The sequence below is a fragment of the Candidatus Thiodiazotropha sp. AKIB8 genome (assembly GCF_058244675.1).
Genome location: NZ_JBSYOO010000006.1, coordinates 46,883 through 69,901 on the forward strand (window position 1 = coordinate 46,883; position 23,019 = coordinate 69,901).

Below are 23,019 nucleotides of genomic sequence, written 5' to 3' on the forward strand. Positions count from 1 at the left end.
GCAATAAAAAATGGGGGCCTAAAGCCCCCATTTTTTATTGCCTGTTTATTTTATCTCACTGCCTTAACCTAAAAAGATCAGCTGGACAGAATGAAGAGGCGATTTGGGTTTTTGGTTTAATCAGACTGTGTCATTGAAGAGGCAACAACCAGTGGATTCTCTGCGGCTATACTTTAGACAGAGTGTAGCTAAGGTCGAGGCAAGAGGTTACAGTTTGGCTTTTAAGGCGTGTTGTTTTGTTTAAAGTAGTCTGAAAATACTCTGTTTGTTGTTGGGTTAAATAATTAATGAAAGCCATGATTCTGGCCGCTGGCCGTGGCGAGCGCATGCGGCCATTGACCGACAAGTTGCCAAAACCTCTGTTACCCGTGGCTGGAAAGCCACTTATTGTTCATCATATCGAAAAGCTCGCGGCTGCCGGCTATCGGGAATTGGTGATCAATCATGCCTATCTGGGGGAGATGATCGAAGCTCACCTGGGTCGGGGTGATCAGTGGGGGGTTGATATTCACTACTCTGCTGAAGGCAAAGCCCTGGAGACTGGGGGTGGTATTTTCAAGGCACTCTCCCTATTGGGTGAGGCGCCGTTTGTTGTGATCAATGGGGATGTCTGGTGTGATTTTGATCTTTCCGGCCTCTCACTTTCGGTTAATGACCTAGCGCATTTGGTTATGGTTCCAAATCCTGGTCACAATCCACGAGGGGACTTTTACTTACAGGGCAACCGGATCTCAGAGCATCAAGGAGAGTGTCTGACATTCAGCGGTATTGGTGTCTATCACCCCAGGCTTTTTGAGGGCTGTCGCTGCGAAGCTTTTCCTTTGGCACCTCTGATACGCAGAGCGATATCTCAGAGTGGTGTTTCAGGTGAACGTTACAACGGCAACTGGGTTGATGTAGGAACACCGGAGCGATTACGCGCACTGGAACAGGATATGTAGCACCACACTAAATGGGCAAATCATGGGTCAGGAGATCTATTCCAGCAACTTTTCAGAATCAGACTTCGCAGAGTTTCAGCGGCGACTGATATCTGAAACCCGTCTTCTTGACGAGTGGTTCATGGATGGCTTGATCGGTGATCAGGGTCAGATCGGGGGATTGGAGCTCGAAGCTTGTATACTCGATAGTCAAGGTAATCCAGCGCCGCTCAACCAGGTTTTGCTGCAAGGCTTGGATAAGCGGTATGTGGTGCCAGAACTGGCAACCTTTAATCTGGAAATCAACACAACCCCCCGTTCCCTGAGGCAGGGTGCTTTAAACGAGATGTACCAGGAACTACTGGGCATCTGGCAAGAGTGCAACCAGCAAGCTGAAAAATTTTCAGATCAAATGGGGATGTTTGGCATATTGCCCACCCTTCGCCAAGCAGATCTCAGTCTGGAAAATATGTCACCGCTGAACCGCTATCGGGCGTTGAATGATCAAGTATTCAAGTTACGTAATGGGCAGCCGGTTGAACTGCATATTGATGGTCCTGAGTCACTCGACCTTTGTCATGATGATGTGATGCTTGAATCGGCGGCAACCTCTTTTCAAATCCACCTGCAGGTGGCTGTCAGCCAGGCTGCAAAACTCTATAATCTGTCTAAGATCGTCTCTGCTCCGATGGTTGCATTGAGTGCTAACTCACCCTACCTGTTTGGTCGGAATCTCTGGGATGAGACAAGAATTCCTCTCTTCGAACAGTCAATTTCGGTGGGGGCTTCCGATTTGACCAAGCGAGTCAGTTTCGGAATTCGCTATATCTACCAGTCTATGATGGAGAGTTTTCGAGCCAATTTGCAGCGCTATCCCGTCCTGCTTCCCAGGTTATTGGATGAGCCAATTGAAAAACTGGCTCATTTGCGACTGCACAATGGCACCATTTGGCGCTGGAACCGCCCCTTGATCGGCTTTGATAAAAACAACAAGATCCATCTCCGTATTGAGCATCGGGTTGTGCCTGCTGGCCCCAGCATGCCGGATATGATTGCCAATGCCGCTTTCTATTTTGGCCTTGTAACCGGTCTGGCTGAACGATATGAGCGGCCTGAAGAAGAGATGGGATTTATTCGCGCGCGTAGTAATTTCTATCAGGCTGCCAGGTATGGTTTGCGATCCCAACTCTATTGGTTTGGCTGGCAGCGTCTTCCTGCAGCACAGTTGATTGGCGAACAGCTGCTACCTATTTCAAAAGACGGACTGCTTTCACTTGGCATCGATCCTGAGTCAGTCGACCATTGGTTGGAGATTATCCGTAAACGGGTAACTCTGGGTGTCAATGGGGCTATCTGGCAAAAGCAGTGGGTTGCGAAGTATGGAGTGGATATGCAGGGATTGACCAAGGCCTACCTTGAGAGGCAAGAGCGTGGCAAGCCTGTCCATGAATGGGATATTTAGTTTTGTAGAATCAGTATGTTAAAGCAATACGACTACTTACCAGACAAGCTGCTCTCTTTGCAGGCTCATCAACTAGCCGATAGTCTGCCTGGCCCAAGTTTGATTCACCTGCCTGGAAGGAAACAGCAGCCGCTATTTGTTTCCGTATTGATGCATGGCAATGAGCAGGTGGGTTGGGAAGCGATTCGATTGTTGTTGAGACGCTATCAGGGTGGCAAAGAGCTGCCTCGTTCATTGAGTATATTCATTGGGAATGTGTCAGCGGCTACGCGGCATAAGAGGTTGTTGCCGGGGCAACCTGACTATAATCGAGTCTGGCCTGGTAGTGAGCTTGAGGAGAGCCCTGAGAAGCAGATGATGGCTCAGGTGGTTGAAATAATGCGGCAGCATCAACCCTTCGCCAGTGTCGATGTTCATAACAATACCGGTCTCAATCCTCACTATGCCTGTGTTAACAGATTGCATGGTCCATTTCTGCATCTTGCACTACTTTTTTCCCGCACGGTGGTCTACTTTCTTCGTCCAAAGGGGGTTCAGTCGATGGCATTTGCAGAACTTTGTCCCTCGGTTACCCTAGAGTGCGGCAAAGTGGGCAGTGCATATGGTGTCGAACATGCGTTGCAGTACCTGGAGGCTTGTCTGCACCTGGCGGAGCATCCACTTCACCCTGTTGCACACCAGGATATTGATCTGTTTCATACCGTGGCACAGGTTAAGATAACCAAGGATACCAGTTTCGGCTTTATACCCAATGAGAGCCAGCTGGTATTCGATCCCGATCTCGATCATATGAATTTTCGAGAATTGCCTGTGGGAACATTCCTCGGATGGGTTAATGGCAGAGGACTTGAAGCACTGGAGGTCAGGGATGAGAGTGGCTCAGATGTGGGCTGTGACTATTTTCATATCGAAGAGGGGCAGCTCTGCCTCAATCGCATGGTAATGCCCTCGATGCTGACAAAAGACCTGGAAGTGATAAGAGAGGATTGTCTCTGCTATCTGATGGAGCGCTATATGGCCCATGTGGATGATGATAATCAAGGGGCCTCTGAATAGTTCAGGCCGAGCTGTTTTCAGGGCTACTTCAGAGAGTACCAAAATTGCCCCAGAAGCTCATGCAGGCCCAGTGAAATGTTCATTGCCGCAGTCATGCTGGGGATGAATCTTTCATAGTTGGGTCGCTCTCCCTGCAGCTGGTATTCAAAGTTGATCGGCGCCGGAATTAACTGCACACCATGGCGCTTGAAAGCATCCGCAGCTCGAGGCATATGTGCAGCATCGGTAATTAATATAACTTTCTTGATATCCAGCCCATCGATGAGCTGGGCAATGTTACGGGCATTCTCCCAGGTGTTTCTACTACGCTTGTCCATATGCTGGACAGATATGCCATAGTCCAGAAGTAGAATCTTTGCTGAGATCTCAGCTTCTGAATCACCCTTGCCACCAGGCTTGCCTCCGCTTGGAATAATCGGTAATCCGGTCTCTCTAGCGATATTTGCAGCATAGCGAAGACGGCTCAACAATCGCAAACTTGCAGTGTCAGATCCATACTCCGGTGCTTCACGGTAGCGCCCTCCTCCAAGAACAACGATTGCCTGAGCCTGATTGTCTTGTATCTGCTGTCTGCTCAGGGGAGGGTGCTTTTGAAGGGTTGAGAAAATCAATTCCCCGGTGATCGGTAGACTCAGTGTTATCTGCAGAAGTAGCGCTATTACAACCAATTTACGACCAAAGGCGGTAGCCCATAGCAGCAAGCCGATAAGGCCAAGCATAAGGGGGCCTGCCGGGGGCAGGATCAAAGTGCTGATTAATTGGGTGTTGAGGCCGTCCACTCTGTTAACTGTGGTTAGGTGTTCAGTAGTGGATTTGCTTGTAGGTCAGCATGGTAGGAGGAGCGCACCATAGGACCACTGGCGACACTGGTGAAGCCCATCTCTTCAGCCATTCTACCCAGTTCTGCAAACTCCTCTGGGGTGACGAATCGATCCACAGGTAAGTGGTCACGACTGGGTTGCAGATACTGACCCAGAGTGAGCATTTCACAGCCATGCTTGCGAAGATCCTGCAATACTTGCAGAACCTCTTCTTGTTTTTCCCCCAGTCCCAGCATCAGTCCCGATTTTGTTGGGACTTTGGGTTGCTCCTGTTTGAATCGCATCAGCAGATCCAGTGAGCCTTGGTAGTCAGCACCTGGGCGGGCCTGACGATAGAGACGAGGCACAGTTTCAAGATTGTGATTGAAGACATCTGGTGCTGACTCAAGTAGTGGCTTTAGGGCTTGTGCTTCACGTCCTCGAAAATCCGGGACCAGGATCTCAATCTTGGTTAGTGGCATCTGTTCACGAATCGCTGCGATGCATTGTGCAAAATGGGCGCCTCCCCCGTCACGGAGATCGTCCCGATCCACCGATGTGATCACAACATATTTGAGTGCCATCGCAGAGATTGCCTCAGCAAGTTGTTGTGGTTCTTGTTGATCCAATGGTTGGGGTTTGCCGTGGGCCACATCGCAAAATGGACAGCGCCGGGTACAGATATCCCCCATGATCATAAAAGTTGCAGTGCCATGCTGAAAACACTCCCCAAGGTTGGGGCAGGCAGCCTCTTCGCAGACAGAACTTAGACCTTTATCGCGCAGTATTCGGCGGATGCGGCTCACATCACGGCCCAAAGGTGCTTTGGCCCGTATCCAGCTGGGCTTTCTCAGGGTGGTTTGGGTTGGTTCGACCTTTACCGGAATACGGGCAAGTTTAGTTTTACCCCGTTGATGACTCTCTGGCTGGGTGCGTGAAGGTGGTAGAAGGTCTTTAGTCGTACTCATTGGGTTCATCCGGATCAACGAAGCTGAGAGTGTAGCCTAAACGCTCCGCCAAGTGTTGCGCCAATTCCCGGCCAAGACTGGGTAAATCTGCATCTATATTCAAGTCAGCTAACTGAGTGACCTGCAGCCCCGGAAAGCCACATGGATTGATTCTGCTGAAAGGTTCGAGATCCATATCCACATTGAGGCTGAGCCCATGATAACTGCATCCCCTGCGTACGCGCAGACCAAGAGAGGCGACCTTTGAGGTGTCTATGTAGACGCCTGGTGCATCTTTTCTGGCGTTGGCTTTGAGCCTATGCTCGGCCAGTAAGCTGATTACAGCGGCTTCCAGGTGGGTTACCAGACCACGAACACCTAAATGAGCCCGACGTAGATCGAGTAACAGATAGGCGATGAGTTGTCCTGGGCCGTGGTAGGTGACTTGACCGCCCCGGTCACTGTTGACTATTGGGATATCACCCGGGTTGAGCAGGTGCTCTGGCTTGCCTGCCTGACCAAGGGTAAAAACAGGGGGATGCTCAAGCAACCAGAGTTGGTCGGGGGTGGAAGGGCCTCGTTGATTGGTGTAGTCCTGCATTGCCTGCCAGGTTTTGGCATAGGGTTGGATACCCAGAGACTTCACCAGCAACATTGCAGTTAAAGTGCCATGACAACTTTTTCGTGGGCACTAAGGTCAACGTAGATTGCATCGAGCTGAGCCTTGCTTTCTGCACGCAGGGTAACGGTAACCGAGACCCATTTTCCACCTTTACTGCTACGGCTGTTGACGGCTGTTTCAGTGATACCCGAAGCATGACGACTGATCAACTCCACCACCATCGCCTCGAATCCCGGTTCAGCCTTGCCCATTACCTTGATGGGAAAATCACAGGGAAATTTTAATAGTGTCTCTTCTTCTTCCAACGGGTTACTCCAGCCAGAGAAGGGCGCTGTCTTTTATCTGTTGCCAGAGGTTGCCTTCAGGGATTGTCTTTAGAGCAATCAGAGTGGCGGAGGTAACCGGTTCGCCATCCAGAGTGACCATGACCTTTCCAAGAGATTGCCCCTCTTGTACCGGCGCCATGATCTTGGGTTCGATCTCGAGGTTTGCATCCAGGTTTTTATATTGATGCCTGGGAATAGTCACATTCAGGTCTTCACTCAGACCCAGTGGTAACTTATCACGCGCTCCTTTCCAGATCCTGACCCGATTGAGTGCTTCACCAGCAGCATACAGTTGGTGGGTTTCATAAAAACGAAACCCATAGTTCAACAGACTTTGGCTTGCCTGGGCTCTTGCCTCTTCACTTTTGGTACCCATAATTACGGAGACCAGGCGCATATTCTCTTTCATTGCAGAGGCTACCAGGCAGTATCCTGCTCCCTCGGTATGGCCGGTCTTCATGCCGTCAACGCTACTATCCCGCCACAGCAGTTTATTTCGGTTGTGCTGCTCTATATTATTGAATAAAAAGGATTTCTCTTTGTACCATTGATAATATTCCGGAAACTCATGAATCGTCGCTCTGGCAACCTTGGAAATATCAGCTGCCGTGGTGTAGTGGTTTTTGTGGGGTAGCCCGGTGGAGTTCATAAAGTGGGTATCAACCATTCCCAGGCGCTGAGCGTGATTGTTCATCAATTCAGCAAAGGTGCTTTCACTGCCGGCGATATGTTCTGCAAGTGCTACACAGGCATCGTTGCCGGATTGAATGATCATTCCTTTGATCAGGTCTAACATTTTGACCCGTTTGCCAACTTCGATGAACATCCTCGATCCTGGTGTGCGCCAGGCCTTTTCACTTACCAGCACAGTATCTTCGAGATTAATATTACCCTGCTGTAACTCCCGAAAAATGGTGTAGGCGGTCATGATCTTGGTCAGACTGGCCGGTTCGAGTCGCTTGTCTGAATTTCGTTCGGCAAGGATTTTACCGCTGTGAAAGTCCACCAGCAGATAGCCGGTAGCAGAAACCTCAGGAGGTGCTGGTAAGGGGGTGGCAGCCTGCAAGGGTAGCGAGATTAGAGCTACAAGCCATATGAGCGAGAGGTTGAAATATTGCGCAAGTTGATACATGGGTGTTTTTATTTAATTCGTTAAGTTGGTTCTATTGTAGTGAAGTAGCGGGGCGTTTCATATTGTTTGATGTGAAGTGACCCTCTAGTGTGGTGCGTCATATAAATCCTATATTTAGACAAGGCCTATCTCAGTTTGAGTTTAAATCACCTGCCTCGCCCTGCGGGAAGCCACTCAAGCCGCGATTGCGGCGTTGCACCCCTTGGTAAGGGAACAACCATTACCTGCGGGCTGCGCCTTGCACTCACGGCTTGAGCGGCTTTCTAAATGCATGGTTTATATGACGCACCACACTAGGCCCTGGAAAGCGCTGAGCAAGGGATGAGAAGAGTATTGGTAAATTACGCCCCATCCACCTGATTATAATGGATGAGGCTTTATTTCACGGGCTAGCGTAACCGGACAGCCACAGCTTCAGTATCACAGTCTGAGCCGTTGCAGGCTTCAACGATAACGTAGAGATCTTCAGGAAGCGAGTCGATGAGTTCATCAACATCGGTTTCTGGATCATCATCATCTTCACAGACCATCTCCAGATTGTTATCAAACCAGCAATCTTCGTCATTCCTGTCGTCATGATCACAACTGCCAAATTCACCACACCAGACAGTGTAGAAACGAATGTCATTGTCTTCATCAAGATTGCTATTGACGCTGAGATAGAAGTAAGCGGTATAGCCACTTGCATTGTCATCATCAACCTTCCAGACCAATTCGAATTCGCCGTTGTTAATGGCTGAATCGATCGTTACCCGGCCCTCTTCAAGCTCTGATGAAGAGCCGTTGATGCTGAACTCTTTTACTTTAACGTCATCGCCGCCGCCGCAGCCTGCAATGACCAGAGTGAATAATAACAGTGATATTAGAGTGATATTTTTAAGCATAAATTGGTTCCTCCCTCCATGGTTTAGTGAAATCAAATATATCATTGATAACAAACTATCCCACCCGGAGATTGCAGTAGTCAAGGCAGATATTGTATCGAATTGTAGCCTGGAACACGGTTTTAATCGCTTTCAATCGACCACTTACTAACCTGGCCATAGATATTAATAGACTCAGGGCTACAAGCGTGGCTCAGATCAAGACGCACCCCCAAGGGCACTTCCTTCGGGGCGCGGCACGCCGGCAGGAGTGGCACAGGGATGTGCCGTTTGCGGACCTAAGGATGGAATGGCCCATCCCTTGTCAAGAGCCGCAACACCGAGCTGAGCCACGCTTGTAGCCCCTATCCTCAGATATTTAATGACAGGCCGTCGTGTGTATTAATATCTATGGCCTGGTTAGTAACCACGGAAAGAGTGAATTAGGGGCTGATTGTTAAGATACCGTTTAGAGTCGAAGACCCTAAAGCAGATAGACCAGAATCAAGCCACCCAGTAAAAATCGGTAGATGACAAACGGCACCATGCCGATATTCTCAATAAAGCGTAGAAAGTAGTGAATGCAGAGGTAGGCGGTAAAAAATGCCAACCCGGCACCAAGAGTTATCGAGAGCCAATCCACAGGTGTCTCACTATTTAAGAGATCAAGCCCCAGCAGTCCCCCGGACATGAGGATAGTGGGAATCGAGATCAGGAATGAGAAACGGGATGCGGCTTCCCGGGTCAGGCCAAGAAACAGACCTGCTGTCATGGTGGAACCGGAGCGAGAGGTGCCTGGGATGATAGCCATGGCCTGGAACAGTCCGATCACCAGGGCATCACTCCATCGTAGGGTATATTCATCCCTTTGCCGACTCCCCAACTTATCTGCCAGTAGAAGCAATACGCCAAAGCCAATTGTGGTTATGGCAATCACCATCGGTGATCGCAGATCGCCCTCCACCAGGGATTTCATCAGTAGACCAAACAATCCAACCGGTATGGTTGCGATTACGATCATCCAGCCCAGTTTTGATTCCTGTGAGCGGGCTGATGGATTGACCCATGAGCGGAAAAAATCAACAGAGATGGATAAAACCTGGTGGCGGAAATAACCGATGACAGCAGCCAATGTTCCCACATGCACTGCTACATCGAAGGCCAGTCCCTGGTCGTCATAGCCGGTGACCTGGGGTGCGAGAATCAGATGGGCCGAACTGGAGATCGGCAGGAATTCGGTCAGTCCCTGTAGCGCAGCCAGGATAATGATTTGTAACAGATCCATGTCATCAGTTCTTCCAAGGGGTCTCCAGTTGTTTCTGCTCCCAGGCAAGTGCGGAGCTGGCGATAACTGACAAGTCGTCATATTTTGGGGACCAGCCCAGAACTTCGCGCACTTTTTTGGCTCCGGCCACCAGCTCAGGCGGGTCTCCTGCACGACGCTCAGCCTCAATGATATTCAGGGGTGAGCCATGTGCTGTTTCGACAGATTTGAGCAGTTCACGGACTGAGTAGCCGTGTCCATAGCCACAGTTGAGGATGGCAGAGTCACCGCCGTTGCGCAGATAGTCCAAAGACTTCACGTGGGCTGCAGCAAGATCCTCTACATGGATATAGTCACGCACACCGGTACCATCCGCTGTTGGATAATCTGTGCCGAAGATGTAGACCGCATCCCGTTTACCTACAGCTGCCTCACAGGCGACTTTGGTTAACAGGGTGGCTTTTGGGGTCGACTGGCCGATTCTGCCCTCCAGGTCACAACCGGCAACATTAAAATAGCGCAGAGCGATATAGCGCATGTCACTGGCAACAGAGAGATCATGCAGCATCATCTCTGACATCAGTTTGGAGGTGCCGTAGGGGTTGATCGGACTGGTAGGGGTATCCTCGTAGGCGACCCCTTCCTGAGGGATGCCATACACTGCAGCGGTCGAGGAGAAGACAAAGTTCTTAACCCCTGCTTCGGAACAGCACTGGAGCAGGTTGCGGGTATTGCAGGTGTTGTTGGAGTAATACTTGAGCGGGTTCTCCACTGATTCGGGTACGATGGTGTGGGCAGCGAAGTGCATCACTGTATCGATGTCATGCTCCTTTAGGACACGGCTGACCAACTCACGGTCACCGGTATCACCCACCACCAGTTCGCCGTGAAGAACGGCTTGGCGAAATCCGGTGCAGAGATTGTCCAGGGTAACCAATCTTTCACCCGCTTCACCAAGCTGACGTGCAGTGTGACTGCCTATATAGCCGGCGCCGCCGGTAACCAGAATTCCTTTTTTCGACATCAGTGGTTCCCCATCTTTGAAAGGATCAAATGTGTATTTTCCGCGTGTCTACCTACTTCGCCTTTTCAAAAGGTCAGACAGGAATGTCGCTCAATGTGAAGACGAAACTCAGGACCATCCATGTCTGGCAGGTAAAAAACGCGTACATGATAACGGGGCAGAGGCGCGGAGTCATGCGCTGTTTAAGAGAGAAGTGTCTGATACTGCACATCTCAAGCACTTATGAGTAGGTACGAATGCCCCTTGGTTTTCATCTCGCTCCCACGCAGCAAGGGCGGGAACATGGAAATAGAATTTACCAGGTCAAAGCCAGACCGATCTGTAGGGTGTCGGCCCTGCCGCACCACTCTGACCGCTCATAATCGAAACAGCTGCTGGTTTTTTTCGGTTCTGATCCGCAATCAGTTCAGCGGTTTGATAACGTAGCCTGGATGGAGTGCAACGGAATCCAGGGGGGCATCGCACCAATCTTCCCGGATTCCGTTACACTCCATCCAGGCTACGGACTCGCTCCCACTCAGCCAGGGTGGGAACTTGGAAATAGAATTTACCAGGTCAAAGACAGAACAATCCGTAGGGTGCCGGCCCTGCCGCACCATTCCGACTGCTCACAATCGAAACAGCCGCTGGGTGTTTTTTCGGGTCTGGTCCGCAATCAGGTCAGCGGGTTGATTACGAAGCTGGCTGAATAGGTCAAGGATCACCCGGAGATAGGCAGGTTCATTTCGCTGGCCACGATGGTGGCTATCGGGTTGGTCCGGTGAATCTGTCTCTATCAGTAGATGCTCCAGGGGCAGGGACTCAACCAGATGCCGCAGGCGTTTTGCTCGCTCATAGGTGACCGGGCCGCCAAAGCTGAGATAGAACCCCATTTCAATCAATCGGTGGGCCTGCTGTTCGCTGCCGGAATAGCTATGCAGCATGCCACGCAGGCCGGGAAAGTTTCTCAGGCTGTTGATGACCTCTTCTACTGATCGACGGGCATGGATGATAACCGGCAGATCGTATTCCTGGGCCAGTTGCAGCTGGGCCTCGAAAAAGTAGTGCTGACGTTCAGCCTGGGGGTCCTGAATATAGAAATCGAGCCCACACTCGCCGATCGCTACTGGGTTTTCATGCTCGATCCACACTTTCAAAGCCTGAATATGCGCCTCTTCATGATCACCAAGGAACATAGGGTGCAGACCATAACTGGGATAGCATCCGGGGTTGGTCTCGCAGAGTTGTCGAAGACGAGGCCACCAAGCGGCTTTGATGGCGGGGATAATCTGTTCTTCTACACCTGCCTGATGGGCGCGTTCAAGGGCATCAGCCCGATCAACATCGAAACGGCTATCATCAAAGTGGCAGTGGGCATCGATCAACCGCGGGTGAAAACCCATTGATCATCCTTTGAGTGCTGCTGGTTGTAACGATATCCATCAACATCGAAATCCTTAATGCTTTGAGGGTCGTTGAGTCTATGGTCGATGATATAACGACTCATCATGCCTCTCGCTTTTTTGGCAAAGATGCCGATCATGCGATAAGTGCCGTTCTTTTTCTCTTTGAACTGAGGCGTGATGATGCGGCCTTTAATCAGTTTGGGTTTGATCGCTTTAAAATATTCGTTGGATGCCAGGTTGATCAGGATCTCGTCCCCCTGGGCCTTAAGGTCTTTGTTGATCGCCTGGGTAATGGACTCTCCCCAGAAGGCATATAGATCTTTGCCATGCTCATTAGGTAGTTTGGTGCCCATTTCAAGCCGGTAGGGTTGCATCAGATCAAGTGGTTTCATTACCCCATAGAGTCCGGAGAGTATTCGCAGGTGAGATTGTGCGAACTCAAACCCCTTTTCATCAAGGGTCTCTGCATCGAGGCCGGTGTAGACGTCACCCTTCATGGCCAGAGCGGCCTGCTTGGCGTTTTTCAGGTTAAAGGGGGTGCTCCAGTCGTGATAGCGATCGAAGTTGAGTTCTGATAGTTTCATGCTCAGCTTCATCAGCTCCGCCAGATCCAGTGCTGAGTAGTCTCGCAGGTTATCGATCAGTTGGCGCGACTGTTTGAGGAACTTTGGCTTAGTGTGGGTCTTGGTGACCGGCGGAGTTTCATAGTCGAGGGTTTTGGCGGGTGAAATTGCAATCAACATCTTTTGATCTCTAATCTGCTGAACATCAACCTGATACAGGGGTTGAGTTCGATTCTGCGGGCTATCGGACAATCATCGCCATAGAAGCGTCGAAATACAACCGTATTTCCCCGATGGATATACAGAATAGTCCTGCAACATATATTATTAGCCCGATATATTGATTACTGAACTATTGGATAATGAATCAGACAACAGAAGATCGATTTCAGAGACTGCTGCACCTGGCCGGGGATCTTTATGCGGAGACCTCCGTACTATCTGAAACAGAAAGCGAACTGCAGCTCTGGTATAACCGTGGATATGCTGATGGCATGGCCAGTCGAATGCGGCTTCTGGGTTATGAACATGAAGTCAATGAAGCGCTCGGCTGCGGGGGGGAAACTATCAGCGATGAACAACGTTTTTTACCCTGGGGTAAAGCCTATCGGCACGGTTTTGAAATGGGTGGAAAAGAGACCCTTGAAGTCCTCGGAGAGAAGAATCTATGAAAATTGTCTCATTCAACACCAATGGGATCCGAGCCAGAGAGCATCAGTTAACTCAGCTCAAAGCCACCTATGACCCGGACGTTATCGGAGTTCAAGAGTCCAAAGTACAGGATGCGGATTTCCCCATCGGCATGATCGAAGCCCTCGACTTGAAGGCAGCCTACCACGGACAAAAGAGCCACTACGGGGTTGCCCTGCTCTCTAAATCGGCACCTTTAGAGATCAACAAGGGTTTTCCCACTGATGAGGAAGAGGCCCAACGACGGATGATCATTGGCCGTTACGAATCTCCAAAAGGCAAGCCCTTTACAGTGCTCAATGGTTACTTTCCCCAAGGTGATAGTCGAAGCCACGAGGTGAAATTTCCAGCAAAGCGCAAGTACTATGCTGACCTTCTCGACTATTTGAATAACCACCATGATGCCTCTGAGCCATTGATGCTGATTGGGGATATGAATGTGGCGCCTTTGGACCTGGATATCGGGATTGGGCCTGATAATGCGAAACGCTGGCTCAAGACTGGTAAATGCAGCTTCCTACCGGAAGAGCGCGAATGGCTGCAAGCGCTTCAGGATTGGGGATTGCAGGATAGCTATCGGGTGCTCAAGCCGAATGTGGATAATCGTTTCAGCTGGTTTGATTATCGAAGCAAGGGGTTCGACCGGGAACCCAGGCGGGGTTTGCGTATCGACCTGATTTTGGTCACCAAACCGTTGATGAGTTGCTGTACTGATGTGGGTATCGCTTACGATATACGTGGTATGGAAAAACCGTCCGACCACTGTCCGATATGGGCAGAATTCGACTTTTAATCAACTCTGATAGTTGCTTAGAGCATTCAGGCGCACTGTGATTTTTGGCACTGAGCATCTGTTTCATGCGATCTTTGGTGGATGGATCGCTGATAGAGGATCAGAGTGGTATTTCGATCAAGAGCCGGCTCTCTAAACGAGACTTTTTGATTGGTGTCATATTATTCGGGATCAGGCTAGTCTAAATGCTGGTAAAAACCGCATCGTTAAGTCACTATTATTCAACCTGTGGCCTGGATGTTTTACATAAGGGAGAACCAATCATGATCTTAAAATTCAATAAATGGACACTCTTTCTACTACTGATTTTTATTCTCCAGGCCTGCGGCGGCGGTGGAGGTGATGATGATAATAGCAACACCAATACCGATGATGGTGGCTCAACCAATACATCTTTGGACTACAGCGGTGAAACCAAACAGGCTTCACTGACCTCAGAAAACGTCGATGAAATCACTACCGCTGCAGCCTCAGGCTCCAAACAGGCGATCAGTTCCGATGATGTGCCACTATTCGGTCAACGATCGGATATGCCTGTTACGCGGCAGCAGATCAATGACGAGTTATGGGTAGTGATTGGTGAGGCGTTGAGTCGCAATAGCCAATTGGCAGGCCGTGGAGTTACGGCAGCAAGAACTGAAGATCTCTCCAGTACCTTGTGTGATAGCGGCTCGGTGATCATGGAGGTTCCGGATAACGGGGTTGCCGGAAATTGGAGTATCGATTTCAATCAATGTACCAGTACCAGCAGATATGGTAACAGCTACTCGTCCACGCTCGATGGATCTGTTGAGGGAACCTATATTCAGGTAGGCAACGGCTATCGACTGACCCTAAATTACGTCAACTTCACTGTGTCGGTCACTCATCCGAATGGCAGTTACACGGATACCTTCAATATGTCGGTGACCTGTACGGCGACCAACCAGGAAGGCTCAGACGCCAGTTGTGAATACTACTCAGACTACCGGGGCTATGATAACCGAACCTATCGGGTTTCCGAGGTCAGCGTTTCTGGGAATGAGTCATCGGGTTATCAGGTCTCTGTTCGGGTTTACGATCCGGATCATGGATATGTCACTGTAACCACTGAAGTACCGGTAACCTTCGACTGTTCAGATGGGCACCCCAGTGCTGGTCGTATTCGTGTTGAAGCGGCTGACGGAGCAACTGCAGTGATTGAGTTCATCAGTTGCTCGCAGTATGTGGTGACTTTTGAGGGCGTGGCTGACACCTACACCTGGCCCTAGTCTTACCCCTGAATCTTTCACCTAGGAAGATGGCTGTTCTATTAATCCCCCTCCCCACCGGGGAGGGGTTTGTAAAAGAAAATCACCTATATTTACAAATAGATTTTGCATCCAAAACAGCGCAATTTCTTACTCTTTCCAGCCCTTAATGGTGCGGCAGGGCCGCACCCTACGCCAGTTCTATTAATCGCCCTCCCGGGAGGAGGGGTGGGTTAAAAATCTAACGCATAAATGCATATATGTACGTGCCTGAAAGAAAGAGGTAAATCCCAGATCTTGCTAATAATTTAATTATGAGTGAGCTGGAATTTACATGGGATAAGGCTAAGGATGTAAAGAACCATGGGATATGCTTCGACGAGGCCAAAACGGTATTTTACGATGATAGAGCAAGGCTTATTACCGACCCTGATCATTCCGAAGATGAAGATCGTTATATTTTGCTCGGTCTTTGCTCTCAGTTACGAATTTTAATCGTCTGTCATTGCTATCGAGAAGATGGAAGAACCATAAAAAATATATCTGCTCACTACTGTCCAGCTTACTTCAACCATATGAAACGCTTCGCGTACACCCTCTCCCCAACCCCTCTCCCGTAAAGGGAGAGGGGCTTTTTTAGTTGTTCTGAGAAGATTGAAAGTTAATGGGACATTAGCAGTGATATTTGCTCTCCAATCAAAGTTCGTCGCCAGCCCTTCAGTATCGGTAGTTCCCGTTCACCCTTCACCAGGCGTTCCAGTTCTCGACGATTGATCAGGAGAGAAGGGGGGATCCCTTCTTCTTCGGCTATCTGATGAACATACGCCATTAGACGATCCGCTGTTGCGGCTTGTTCTGAAGAGAGTTGGGTTGGTCGTGCCTTGCTGATTGGCCACTGAGACTTCGGGACTCTCTTGTTGTCAGCAATCAGCTTAAGCAACTCATCTCCCCAATGCTTGATGCTGCCAGGTTCGAGTCCGCGGATGCCCTGTAGGCTTGTTAAGTCAGCAGGTAGATGACGTGCAAGTTCCAGCAGGACTTCGTCCTTAAGAATCCAGCGGCGTGGACGGTTAGCTCGTTCGGCTTCAACTTCCCGCCAAGCTGACAATGCTTGTAATACGGCCCTGTTCACCCCTTTTGCGCGATGAAGTCCGCGGATACGCTTCCACATCTGATCCGGTGAATTGATGTAGTTGGATGGATCGCTTAATTTTTGCATCTCTTCTGCAATCCAGCTCTCTCGTTGTCGTTCTTGCAGTCTTTTTTTCAATATTAGATAGATCTTTTCCAGATAGATGACGTCGTCAAGGGCATAACGTAACTGGGTTTTTTGTAGTGGGCGGTGTGTCCAGTCGGTACGAGTGTGCCCCTTCTCCAGTTCGACTCCGAGCAGCTGTTCGACGAGGTTTGCATAGCCGATCTGTTCTCCAATTCCAAGAAGTGCCGCAGCAGTCTGGGTGTCAAACATGTTTGCCGGGAGTTGTCCCCAAAGCTGGTGGAAAATCTCCAGATCCTGATAGCCAGCGTGGAAGATCTTCACGCTATTTTGATCAGCAAAAATGTCAAGCAGAGGTGTCAGCTCTTCAAGTGCTAAGGTGTCGATGCAAGCCGACAATTCACCATTGCAAATTTGTATCAAGCAAAGCTCGGCCGAGTAGGTTTTCTCGCGTATAAATTCGGTGTCGAGCGCGAGCCACGGACTATGCTGAATACGATTGCAGAGTGACTGTAATTGGCTGGGAGTATCGATATAGAGTTCTTGCATAGGTCTCTTGGGTTTTTGAAAAAGGAGGTAAGGTCAGTTAACCGAGCCCTTTGGGCTGACTCTCGAACTTTTGTGTCATGCAGAGTCAGTGCTTAGTTAGAGTTTTGAGTGCAAACGGTTTGTGCAATTTCAATCCTCTCCCATTGTTGTGGAGATTGATCCTTGCAGAGTATCTTCACTGGGAGAGAGTCCGCTCAAGTGGCAAAGCACAATCCTGTTGACCAGGTCGACTTCTGGTGGGGCACTGATCTCTACCCGCAGATAGTTGGGGGTATAGCCGCTGTAACCCTGTTCTGGGGAACCTTCCACCAGCACTGGCAGTGTCTGGCCCAGCTGTGCCTCCAGGGTTTGCTGTTTCGTCTGTCTGCCCAGTTTATGCAGTGCATCACTTCGCTGGCGTTTTATTTCACGGCTGATTGGATTGGGCAGACTGGCTGCCTTGGTCCCCTGGCGCGGTGAGTAGGCGAAGATATGCAAATGGCCGAATCCGATCTCTTCGATAAATGAGAGAGTCTCTTGCCACTCTTCCTCAGTTTCGCCTGGAAAACCGACAATAATGTCAGTGGTGACATTGAAGCCGTCTACCCGGCTTCTTGCCTCAGTAATCAGCTGACGGTACTCGTCACTGCGGCAGCGGCGGGCCATACGTCGCAAAACTGCGTCTGAACCACTCTGCAACGGCAGGTGAAGATGGGGCATGAAGCGGGGGTTGTCGAACAGGGTCCAAAACTCCGCTTCCAGATCCCAAGGCTCAATGGAGCCGATGCGAAGTCGGGGAATCTCTGTCTGATCGAGAATCTGTTTGATCAACTGCACCAGGCTTGAGTCGATGTCGCTGCCGTAGCCTCCGATATGGACGCCAGTCAATACAGCTTCCTGGATACCTTCCCGATGCAGGCGGTTGATCTCATCGATGATCTCCTCCGCTGAACGGCTGCGCTCCTCACCTCTGGCCAGGGTGACAATGCAGAAGGTGCAGCGGTAACGGCAGCCATCCTGCACCTTGATAAAAGCTCGTTGTCGCCCACGTTCCAGAATACCACTGGTCTCAGCCTCCATAGCTGCTTCAGGCATAAGCTTCAGGTCGAGTTTCTGTTCGACTATTTCTACCAGCCTGGCCTTGTCCCGGTTGTCGATCAGCAGATCCACACCCTCGATCTTCAGTGCCTCATGCGGTTCCAGTGAGGCATAACAACCACTCACCACAAGACGGGCATTCGGATTCAACCGGCCGCTACGGCTCATCAGTTTTCGCGATTTCCTCACCGCTTCCTGGGTGACCGCACAGGTATTCACCACCAGCAAGTCGGCTTCTTCAGCCTGACCGGTCATTTGGTGGCCGCGAGCCTGGAATTCTCGGCTCCAGGTTTCGAGCTCCGCCTCGTTGAGACGGCAGCCCAGTGTCTTTAGATGAACGCGCATGGGATTCAGAGGTTTCTCAGATGAGCGGCAAAGGTAATGATGATGGGTCGGTTATGCAAGTCTAGTTGTTCCCGCTTAGCCGCGATCCCTCAATTCTCACCTGCCGGGGACTGTCTTAGGGCCGATTCGATTAGTGTTATCAGGCCCTAGTGAGTTATCTATTCGACAAGGTAGCCTGGATGGAGTGCAACGGAATCCGGGAAGATCAACGCACGAAACTACCCCCGATTCCGTTGTACTCCATCCAGGCTACGGATTACGGACTGGTTTGCAATTCAATCTGGTTTTGTTGTCTCTCTTTGATCATGAACGGTTTACTATGTACAAGGCCAACCTGCTTTTTATTCAATAACTTATATGTGGCTGCGTGTTAAATTAGATCGTCGGAACTTGAGGGGATAACTCAATGGCATTCGCTTAAAGGCTCGCATTTTGAGCCTCTGCCTGGGGTATAGTGTGCTCATGGAATGGTTTACCCAAATTTCTGCTTTTCAACAGCTACTGCTTGTTTTGGGGCTCTCCTGTCTGTTTCTACTGGGCTGGGCGCTCTATTGGCTGGCGCGTCTCCTCGATACCCAACAACGTGAACAACAAGTCAGGATTCATCATCAACAGTCACAACAAGAGCAGCTGCATGAACTGGAGCGCAGAAGTGCGCGAGAGCAGAGTGAGTTAAGGGATCTGCTATCTGAAAGAATTGCTAAGGGAATGCTGGCCCAGCAACGTCTGTTACATGGCATGCAGCAGTCTCAGCAGCAGCACTCCGACAAGCTTAGCCAGACTCTGGAACGACGTTTTGCAGATATTCTGCAGAATTTGGGGGGTGATGCCAGTCGTCTGCGTTTGGATCTTTTAGAGCAGTTCGAGGCGCTCAAAAAAGCGGTAACTGAAAACCTCGCTGATGGCCGTTTGCAGCAGCAGGAGAAGCTGGGTGAGTTGCGTGAATCAATGAGCAGATCCCTCTCCGAGCAACGGGAATCTTTCGATCAGCGTCAGGCCCACAGTCTGAGCAAGCAGCAGGAAACGCTGCAGTCAGGTATGGGCGAGGTTCGCAAGCAGGTTGCTGAGGCCCTCAGCCAGCATGCAGACAATCTGGGAAAGCGGGTGGAGGGCTTGACCGAGACCACAGATCAGCGCCTCAAGGAGATCAGTGGACAGGTTGAGAAGCGTCTCAGCGAAGGTTTCGAAAAGACTACTGAGACCTTCAATCAGGTGCTCACGCATCTGACCCGAATAGATGAGGCGCAGAAGAAGATTACCGAGCTCTCATCGAATGTGGTCTCCCTGCAGGAGGTGCTATCAGATAAACGTTCCAGGGGCGCCTTTGGTGAGGTGCAATTGAATGCCCTGGTGCGAAACGTCATGCCAGAGAGTGGGTTCTCATTGCAACATACCCTGAGTAACGGCAGGCGAGCTGACTGCGTGCTGTTTCTTCCCGACCCCACCGGAAATGTGGTGATCGATGCCAAATTCCCGTTGGAATCCTACCAACGGATGCTTGATGAACAGTTACCGGAATCGGAGCGTACCCAGGCCCAGCGTCAGTTTCGCAGTGATATCCGCAAACATATGGATGATATCGCTTCACGTTATATTATTCCGGGGGAGACTTCGGATGGTGCGGTGATGTTCATACCGGCGGAAGCGGTATTTGCTGAAATCCATGCCCACTTCCCCGACCTGGTGGAAGAGGCCTTTCGCAAGCGGGTGTGGTTGGTTTCGCCCACCACCATGATGGCTATTCTTACCACCTCAAGAGCCGTGATGAAGGACGCTGCCACCCGGGAGCAGGTTCATATCATTCAAGAACACTTGCGAGCATTGTCGAAAGATTTTGGGCGATTTCAGTCCCGCATGGACAATCTGGCAAGGCATATCGGACTGGCCCATCAGGATGTGAGTGATGTGAATGTCTCTGCGCGTAAGATCAGTAACCGATTTGAAAAGATTGAGAAGGTGGAGTTGGAAGAGGAGTCGAGTCCTGATCTACCGGTCTTCCGCAAGGCGTCATTGCCTACGCCAGATGAGGAGTGAGAGGCACTCCTTTTTCATTAGCAGTGAAACAAAGGTGTGACCCTGTAGCACCATTGCATGGATCTTCCATATTGCTGATAGATCGTTGGTAAGTCTATAATCCAACCATGCTGGTTTGTCAGCTGCCTGCTTGCGGAAAGGGCTGAGCCCAACAACCACTCTCTACAAATTGCAGCGATTTCCTTGTGCCTATCAGCAAGCAAGGCCTGATATAACAAGGGGCTCGTTATGATCCAGTCACTACCGGAACTGCATCGTCAGTTTGTTGCAGAACAGAAAAGTTTCCACACACTACCCGCTGACGACCCTCGAAACACAACTAACTACTCACTGCCTCAGAGTAAAAAGCAGGCAAAGGAACTACTCAGATCATTGCGCCAAGGTGAGTTGTGGCAACGTACCCAGGCCCACCCAAATCCACAGGCTTTGAATCCGCAGAACATCAAGCTGGCAGATGCTCAGGCAATACTCGCCGGTGAACTTGGTTTTAAATCCTGGTCAAAATTCAAACACCATGTCGAGTCTACTGATATTGCTACCAAAGCAATCAATGAGGGTGTCGCTTCTGCATTGGATGCACAGATGCAGACTTTACATATCCGCTGTGGTACCGATGTAATGTACAAATTAGCGGTTGCAGGTTTTGAAGGAGATTTTCTATCTTTTGCTGACCCCTATATTCAAGGCCCGGTTCCTGCTGCGTCTGATCTGGACAGTTTTATAGAAATTCGCAGTGATTTTATTGCTGGAAACGAGTGGCGAATGAGAGAGCAGGCACGAAAGGAGTTGACCTCAGATTATCAATCCCTGGAGCGAGCCCGAGTGTATGAAAGAGTCGCCTTCTGGTTTGAACACGATGCCTACGATGTTTTGGTATTCATCAAACTGCTCCATTTTTTCAGCGATCCAGCAAAGCAGCCTGGTAAAATCCAGTTCATCTGTATCGACCACTATCCTGGTGTGAAACGCTTTCATGGTATTGGACAACTGCCTGCTCAATCGATGCGTCTGTTGTGGCAGCAGTTCAAACCGGTTGAGGCGCGGCATCTACAGTTTGGAAAGTTATGCTGGGAGGCATACACCGCATCCACGCCGGAGGATTTCAGTCAATTGGCCAACCTGGATGATGCTCCTTTTCCTGAGATCATGCCGGCGATCAAAAGGCATATCAAAGAGCTGCCCTGGCTAGAGGATGGGTTGTCGTTATCAGAGCGCCTTACACTGACGATTCTTGATGAGCAGGGGCCACAGGATGGCGCAAAACTATTCTATCACTGGTATACCACTCAATATGAGCCTTTGGTGTTCATGGGTGATAGCAGTTACTGGCTGGTACTGGATCAGCTTGCCCAGGCTCATAAGCCGGCAATAGAGCTGATTAAAAGCTCACCAAAGCCGATCGATTGGCGTGTCTCACTAACCGATTTTGGTAGGGAACTGCTTCAAGGCCATACATCCTGGCAGGCGCACAATAACTACGACCGCTGGTTTGGCGGCGTGCACCTCAACAGTGATTCAATGGTCTGGTTCTGGGATGATGATTTAAATCAGGTTGTGTCTGAGTCTTAAAGCTCCTCACCCTAGAAGGGAGGGGGTATAGATATATCCCAATATCAGTGCTGGCTACATAATTGCCAGTTGGAGCCCCTTGAATAATGAGATAATTGTACATACAATGTACATATGATAAGGTTTGAATGGAACTCAGCTAAGGCTACAGTAAATCTAAAAAAGTACGGCGTCTCTTTTGAAGAAGCTAAGTCTGTATTTTATGACGAGTTTGCCGTTCACTTCTATGATTCTGAGAACTCCGAGCTGGAAGAAGACCGCTTTCTCATGCTTGGACTTAGTAGCGAGTCAAGAATTTTGATTGTTTGCCATTGTGAAAGAGATTCCGGTAATACCATTCGGATAATCTCTGCGAGAAAGGCAACGCGTCTAGAGCGTATGTATTACGCAGGTGACTTATCATGAAAAAAGAATATGATCTTTCTAAAATGAAATCGCGTAAGAACCCTTATGCTTCAAAACTAAAAAAGCCCATTACCATGAGGCTTAGCGAAGATGTCATAAAGTACTTTAAAGAGATGGCTGAAGAGTCAGGGGTGCCATATCAGAGTTTAATAAATCTATATCTTCGTGATTGTGTTGCCCATCATCGAAAGGTGGATATTTCATGGAATAAACAGCCCTAACCAGCCCATAAAGCTAACGCGAAAAGAGAACTAACGAGACAGCCACTCCAGCTTGATTCGTTTTGGATCCCCTAGATTCAAGATTGCAGTACCAACACGTCTTAATAATTGGATCGATATGATCAAAAAATATGAAGAATGACCGGGTCTTTAGATTGAAGTGCGGTTTTTAATGTATGTTTGCAGATTCGCAGGCGCAACATAACCTCAGCCTTGTCTCGCCGCTTGATAATTTAGCTATTTAAAATAGAAAGGCTAGCTGAGTAGCTCTACCACAGAACCTAAATTCGGCGTTCGTCGAAACTCAAGTTTGCGACAAGCTGCTTTTAGTGCGTGACTTGCTCCAACTAACCCTTTAAAACGACTTTCAAAATGTTGAGCCATGTAGAGCCAATGTTTAGAATCGATCTGTAGCCTATCGAGAACAGGCGGTTTATGGTCAGGTATGTAACCCCGCTTATTATCTAGGATGGCGCGCCCCGTCCAATCAACAAGCTCAAGATAGTCTACAAGACGAAAAGGTACGC

At 49.7% G+C, this 23,019-nt stretch carries 23 protein-coding genes and 1 pseudogene; 11 read left to right on the top strand and 13 right to left on the bottom strand.

Annotation, left to right across the window (positions count from 1 at the left end; genetic code table 11):
• Nucleotides 1–287: 287 nt before the first annotated feature.
• Genes murU through AC4IFB_RS00970 form a run of 3 tightly spaced genes read left to right on the top strand, consistent with a single transcriptional unit; the run spans nt 288 to nt 3,438 of the window.
• Nucleotides 288–941, top strand: a complete 654-nt coding sequence (murU, locus tag AC4IFB_RS00960; RefSeq protein ID WP_490775143.1) for an N-acetylmuramate alpha-1-phosphate uridylyltransferase MurU — start codon at nt 288–290, stop codon at nt 939–941.
• 22 nt (nt 942–963) lie between these two features.
• Nucleotides 964–2,382, top strand: a complete 1,419-nt coding sequence (locus AC4IFB_RS00965) for a glutamate-cysteine ligase family protein (protein WP_490779114.1) — start codon at nt 964–966, stop codon at nt 2,380–2,382.
• Nucleotides 2,383–2,397: 15 nt separating this feature from the next.
• Nucleotides 2,398–3,438: a M14 family metallopeptidase gene (locus tag AC4IFB_RS00970; protein ID WP_490779115.1), complete on the top strand. Its 1,041-nt coding sequence runs from the start codon at nt 2,398–2,400 to the stop codon at nt 3,436–3,438.
• A 23-nt stretch (nt 3,439–3,461) separates the two neighbouring features.
• On the opposite strand, the gene AC4IFB_RS00975 is transcribed toward AC4IFB_RS00970, so the two are convergent.
• The 10 genes from AC4IFB_RS00975 to yaaA all read right to left on the bottom strand — a co-directional run bounded on the left by AC4IFB_RS00975 (nt 3,462) and on the right by yaaA (nt 12,544).
• Nucleotides 3,462–4,157 carry a YdcF family protein gene (locus AC4IFB_RS00975; protein ID WP_490775140.1) on the bottom strand — a complete coding sequence of 232 codons (696 nt, stop codon included), beginning with the start codon at nt 4,155–4,157 and terminating at the stop codon, nt 3,462–3,464.
• Between the two features lie 74 nt (nt 4,158–4,231).
• Nucleotides 4,232–5,206, bottom strand: coding sequence for a lipoyl synthase (gene lipA / locus AC4IFB_RS00980; RefSeq protein ID WP_490779116.1), 975 nt, complete (start codon nt 5,204–5,206; stop codon nt 4,232–4,234).
• Nucleotides 5,193–5,840 (bottom strand): lipoyl(octanoyl) transferase LipB, encoded by a 648-nt coding sequence (lipB, locus tag AC4IFB_RS00985; protein WP_490779117.1) that lies wholly within the window; start codon nt 5,838–5,840, stop codon nt 5,193–5,195. The genes lipA and lipB overlap by 14 nt, the downstream gene beginning before the upstream one ends.
• Nucleotides 5,841–5,845: 5 nt before the next feature.
• Complete coding sequence (locus tag AC4IFB_RS00990) at nt 5,846–6,112, bottom strand: HP0495 family protein (protein ID WP_490775137.1); 267 nt, start codon at nt 6,110–6,112, stop codon at nt 5,846–5,848.
• A 4-nt stretch (nt 6,113–6,116) separates the two neighbouring features.
• Entirely contained in the window at nt 6,117–7,265 is a 1,149-nt protein-coding gene (locus tag AC4IFB_RS00995; protein ID WP_490775136.1) for a D-alanyl-D-alanine carboxypeptidase family protein, read from the bottom strand.
• A gap of 389 nt (nt 7,266–7,654) precedes the next feature.
• Nucleotides 7,655–8,149 (bottom strand): hypothetical protein, encoded by a 495-nt coding sequence (locus AC4IFB_RS01000; RefSeq protein WP_490774956.1) that lies wholly within the window; start codon nt 8,147–8,149, stop codon nt 7,655–7,657.
• Nucleotides 8,150–8,612: 463 nt separating this feature from the next.
• Nucleotides 8,613–9,413 carry an undecaprenyl-diphosphate phosphatase gene (locus tag AC4IFB_RS01005; protein ID WP_490774955.1) on the bottom strand — a complete coding sequence of 267 codons (801 nt, stop codon included), beginning with the start codon at nt 9,411–9,413 and terminating at the stop codon, nt 8,613–8,615.
• Nucleotides 9,414–9,417: 4 nt separating this feature from the next.
• Entirely contained in the window at nt 9,418–10,416 is a 999-nt protein-coding gene (gene galE / locus AC4IFB_RS01010) for a UDP-glucose 4-epimerase GalE (protein ID WP_490774954.1), read from the bottom strand.
• Nucleotides 10,417–11,024: 608 nt separating this feature from the next.
• Nucleotides 11,025–11,798, bottom strand: a complete 774-nt coding sequence (locus AC4IFB_RS01015) for a TatD family hydrolase (RefSeq protein WP_490779118.1) — start codon at nt 11,796–11,798, stop codon at nt 11,025–11,027.
• On the bottom strand, nt 11,777–12,544 hold the full coding sequence (gene yaaA / locus AC4IFB_RS01020) for a peroxide stress protein YaaA (RefSeq protein ID WP_490778682.1): 768 nt from the start codon (nt 12,542–12,544) through the stop codon (nt 11,777–11,779). The genes AC4IFB_RS01015 and yaaA overlap by 22 nt, the downstream gene beginning before the upstream one ends.
• 182 nt (nt 12,545–12,726) lie before the next feature.
• On the opposite strand from yaaA, the gene AC4IFB_RS01025 reads away from it, so the two are divergent.
• From AC4IFB_RS01025 to AC4IFB_RS01040, 4 genes are all read left to right on the top strand, one after another.
• On the top strand, nt 12,727–13,035 hold the full coding sequence (locus AC4IFB_RS01025; protein WP_490779119.1) for a hypothetical protein: 309 nt from the start codon (nt 12,727–12,729) through the stop codon (nt 13,033–13,035).
• Nucleotides 13,032–13,847 carry an exodeoxyribonuclease III gene (xthA, locus tag AC4IFB_RS01030; protein WP_490779120.1) on the top strand — a complete coding sequence of 272 codons (816 nt, stop codon included), beginning with the start codon at nt 13,032–13,034 and terminating at the stop codon, nt 13,845–13,847. Before AC4IFB_RS01025 ends, xthA begins: the two co-directional genes overlap by 4 nt.
• 263 nt (nt 13,848–14,110) lie before the next feature.
• Nucleotides 14,111–15,097: a hypothetical protein gene (locus tag AC4IFB_RS01035; RefSeq protein ID WP_490778679.1), complete on the top strand. Its 987-nt coding sequence runs from the start codon at nt 14,111–14,113 to the stop codon at nt 15,095–15,097.
• A 293-nt stretch (nt 15,098–15,390) separates the two neighbouring features.
• Nucleotides 15,391–15,696, top strand: coding sequence for a BrnT family toxin (locus AC4IFB_RS01040; RefSeq protein ID WP_490778678.1), 306 nt, complete (start codon nt 15,391–15,393; stop codon nt 15,694–15,696).
• 41 nt (nt 15,697–15,737) lie between these two features.
• Here AC4IFB_RS01040 and rnd read toward each other — a convergent pair whose 3' ends face one another.
• Nucleotides 15,738–16,841: a ribonuclease D gene (gene rnd, locus AC4IFB_RS01045; RefSeq protein WP_490779121.1), complete on the bottom strand. Its 1,104-nt coding sequence runs from the start codon at nt 16,839–16,841 to the stop codon at nt 15,738–15,740.
• A 129-nt stretch (nt 16,842–16,970) separates the two neighbouring features.
• Nucleotides 16,971–18,263 (bottom strand): tRNA (N(6)-L-threonylcarbamoyladenosine(37)-C(2))-methylthiotransferase MtaB, encoded by a 1,293-nt coding sequence (mtaB, locus tag AC4IFB_RS01050; RefSeq protein WP_490779122.1) that lies wholly within the window; start codon nt 18,261–18,263, stop codon nt 16,971–16,973.
• A gap of 462 nt (nt 18,264–18,725) precedes the next feature.
• Between mtaB and AC4IFB_RS01055 the strand changes: the two genes are divergently transcribed.
• The 4 genes from AC4IFB_RS01055 (at nt 18,726) to AC4IFB_RS01070 (ending at nt 22,492) form a co-directional block, all read left to right on the top strand.
• Entirely contained in the window at nt 18,726–20,297 is a 1,572-nt protein-coding gene (locus AC4IFB_RS01055) for a DNA recombination protein RmuC (protein ID WP_490779123.1), read from the top strand.
• 228 nt (nt 20,298–20,525) lie between these two features.
• Nucleotides 20,526–21,866, top strand: coding sequence for a hypothetical protein (locus AC4IFB_RS01060; RefSeq protein ID WP_490779124.1), 1,341 nt, complete (start codon nt 20,526–20,528; stop codon nt 21,864–21,866).
• Between the two features lie 114 nt (nt 21,867–21,980).
• Nucleotides 21,981–22,271 carry a BrnT family toxin gene (locus AC4IFB_RS01065; protein WP_490778673.1) on the top strand — a complete coding sequence of 97 codons (291 nt, stop codon included), beginning with the start codon at nt 21,981–21,983 and terminating at the stop codon, nt 22,269–22,271.
• The gene (locus AC4IFB_RS01070) at nt 22,268–22,492 is read left to right on the top strand and encodes a BrnA antitoxin family protein (RefSeq protein ID WP_490778672.1); all 225 of its coding nucleotides are present in this window, start codon (nt 22,268–22,270) and stop codon (nt 22,490–22,492) included. The genes AC4IFB_RS01065 and AC4IFB_RS01070 overlap by 4 nt, the downstream gene beginning before the upstream one ends.
• 255 nt (nt 22,493–22,747) lie before the next feature.
• Here the strand turns inward: AC4IFB_RS01070 and AC4IFB_RS01075 are convergent.
• A pseudogene (locus AC4IFB_RS01075) lies at nt 22,748–23,019 on the bottom strand (transposase); the annotation flags it as partial.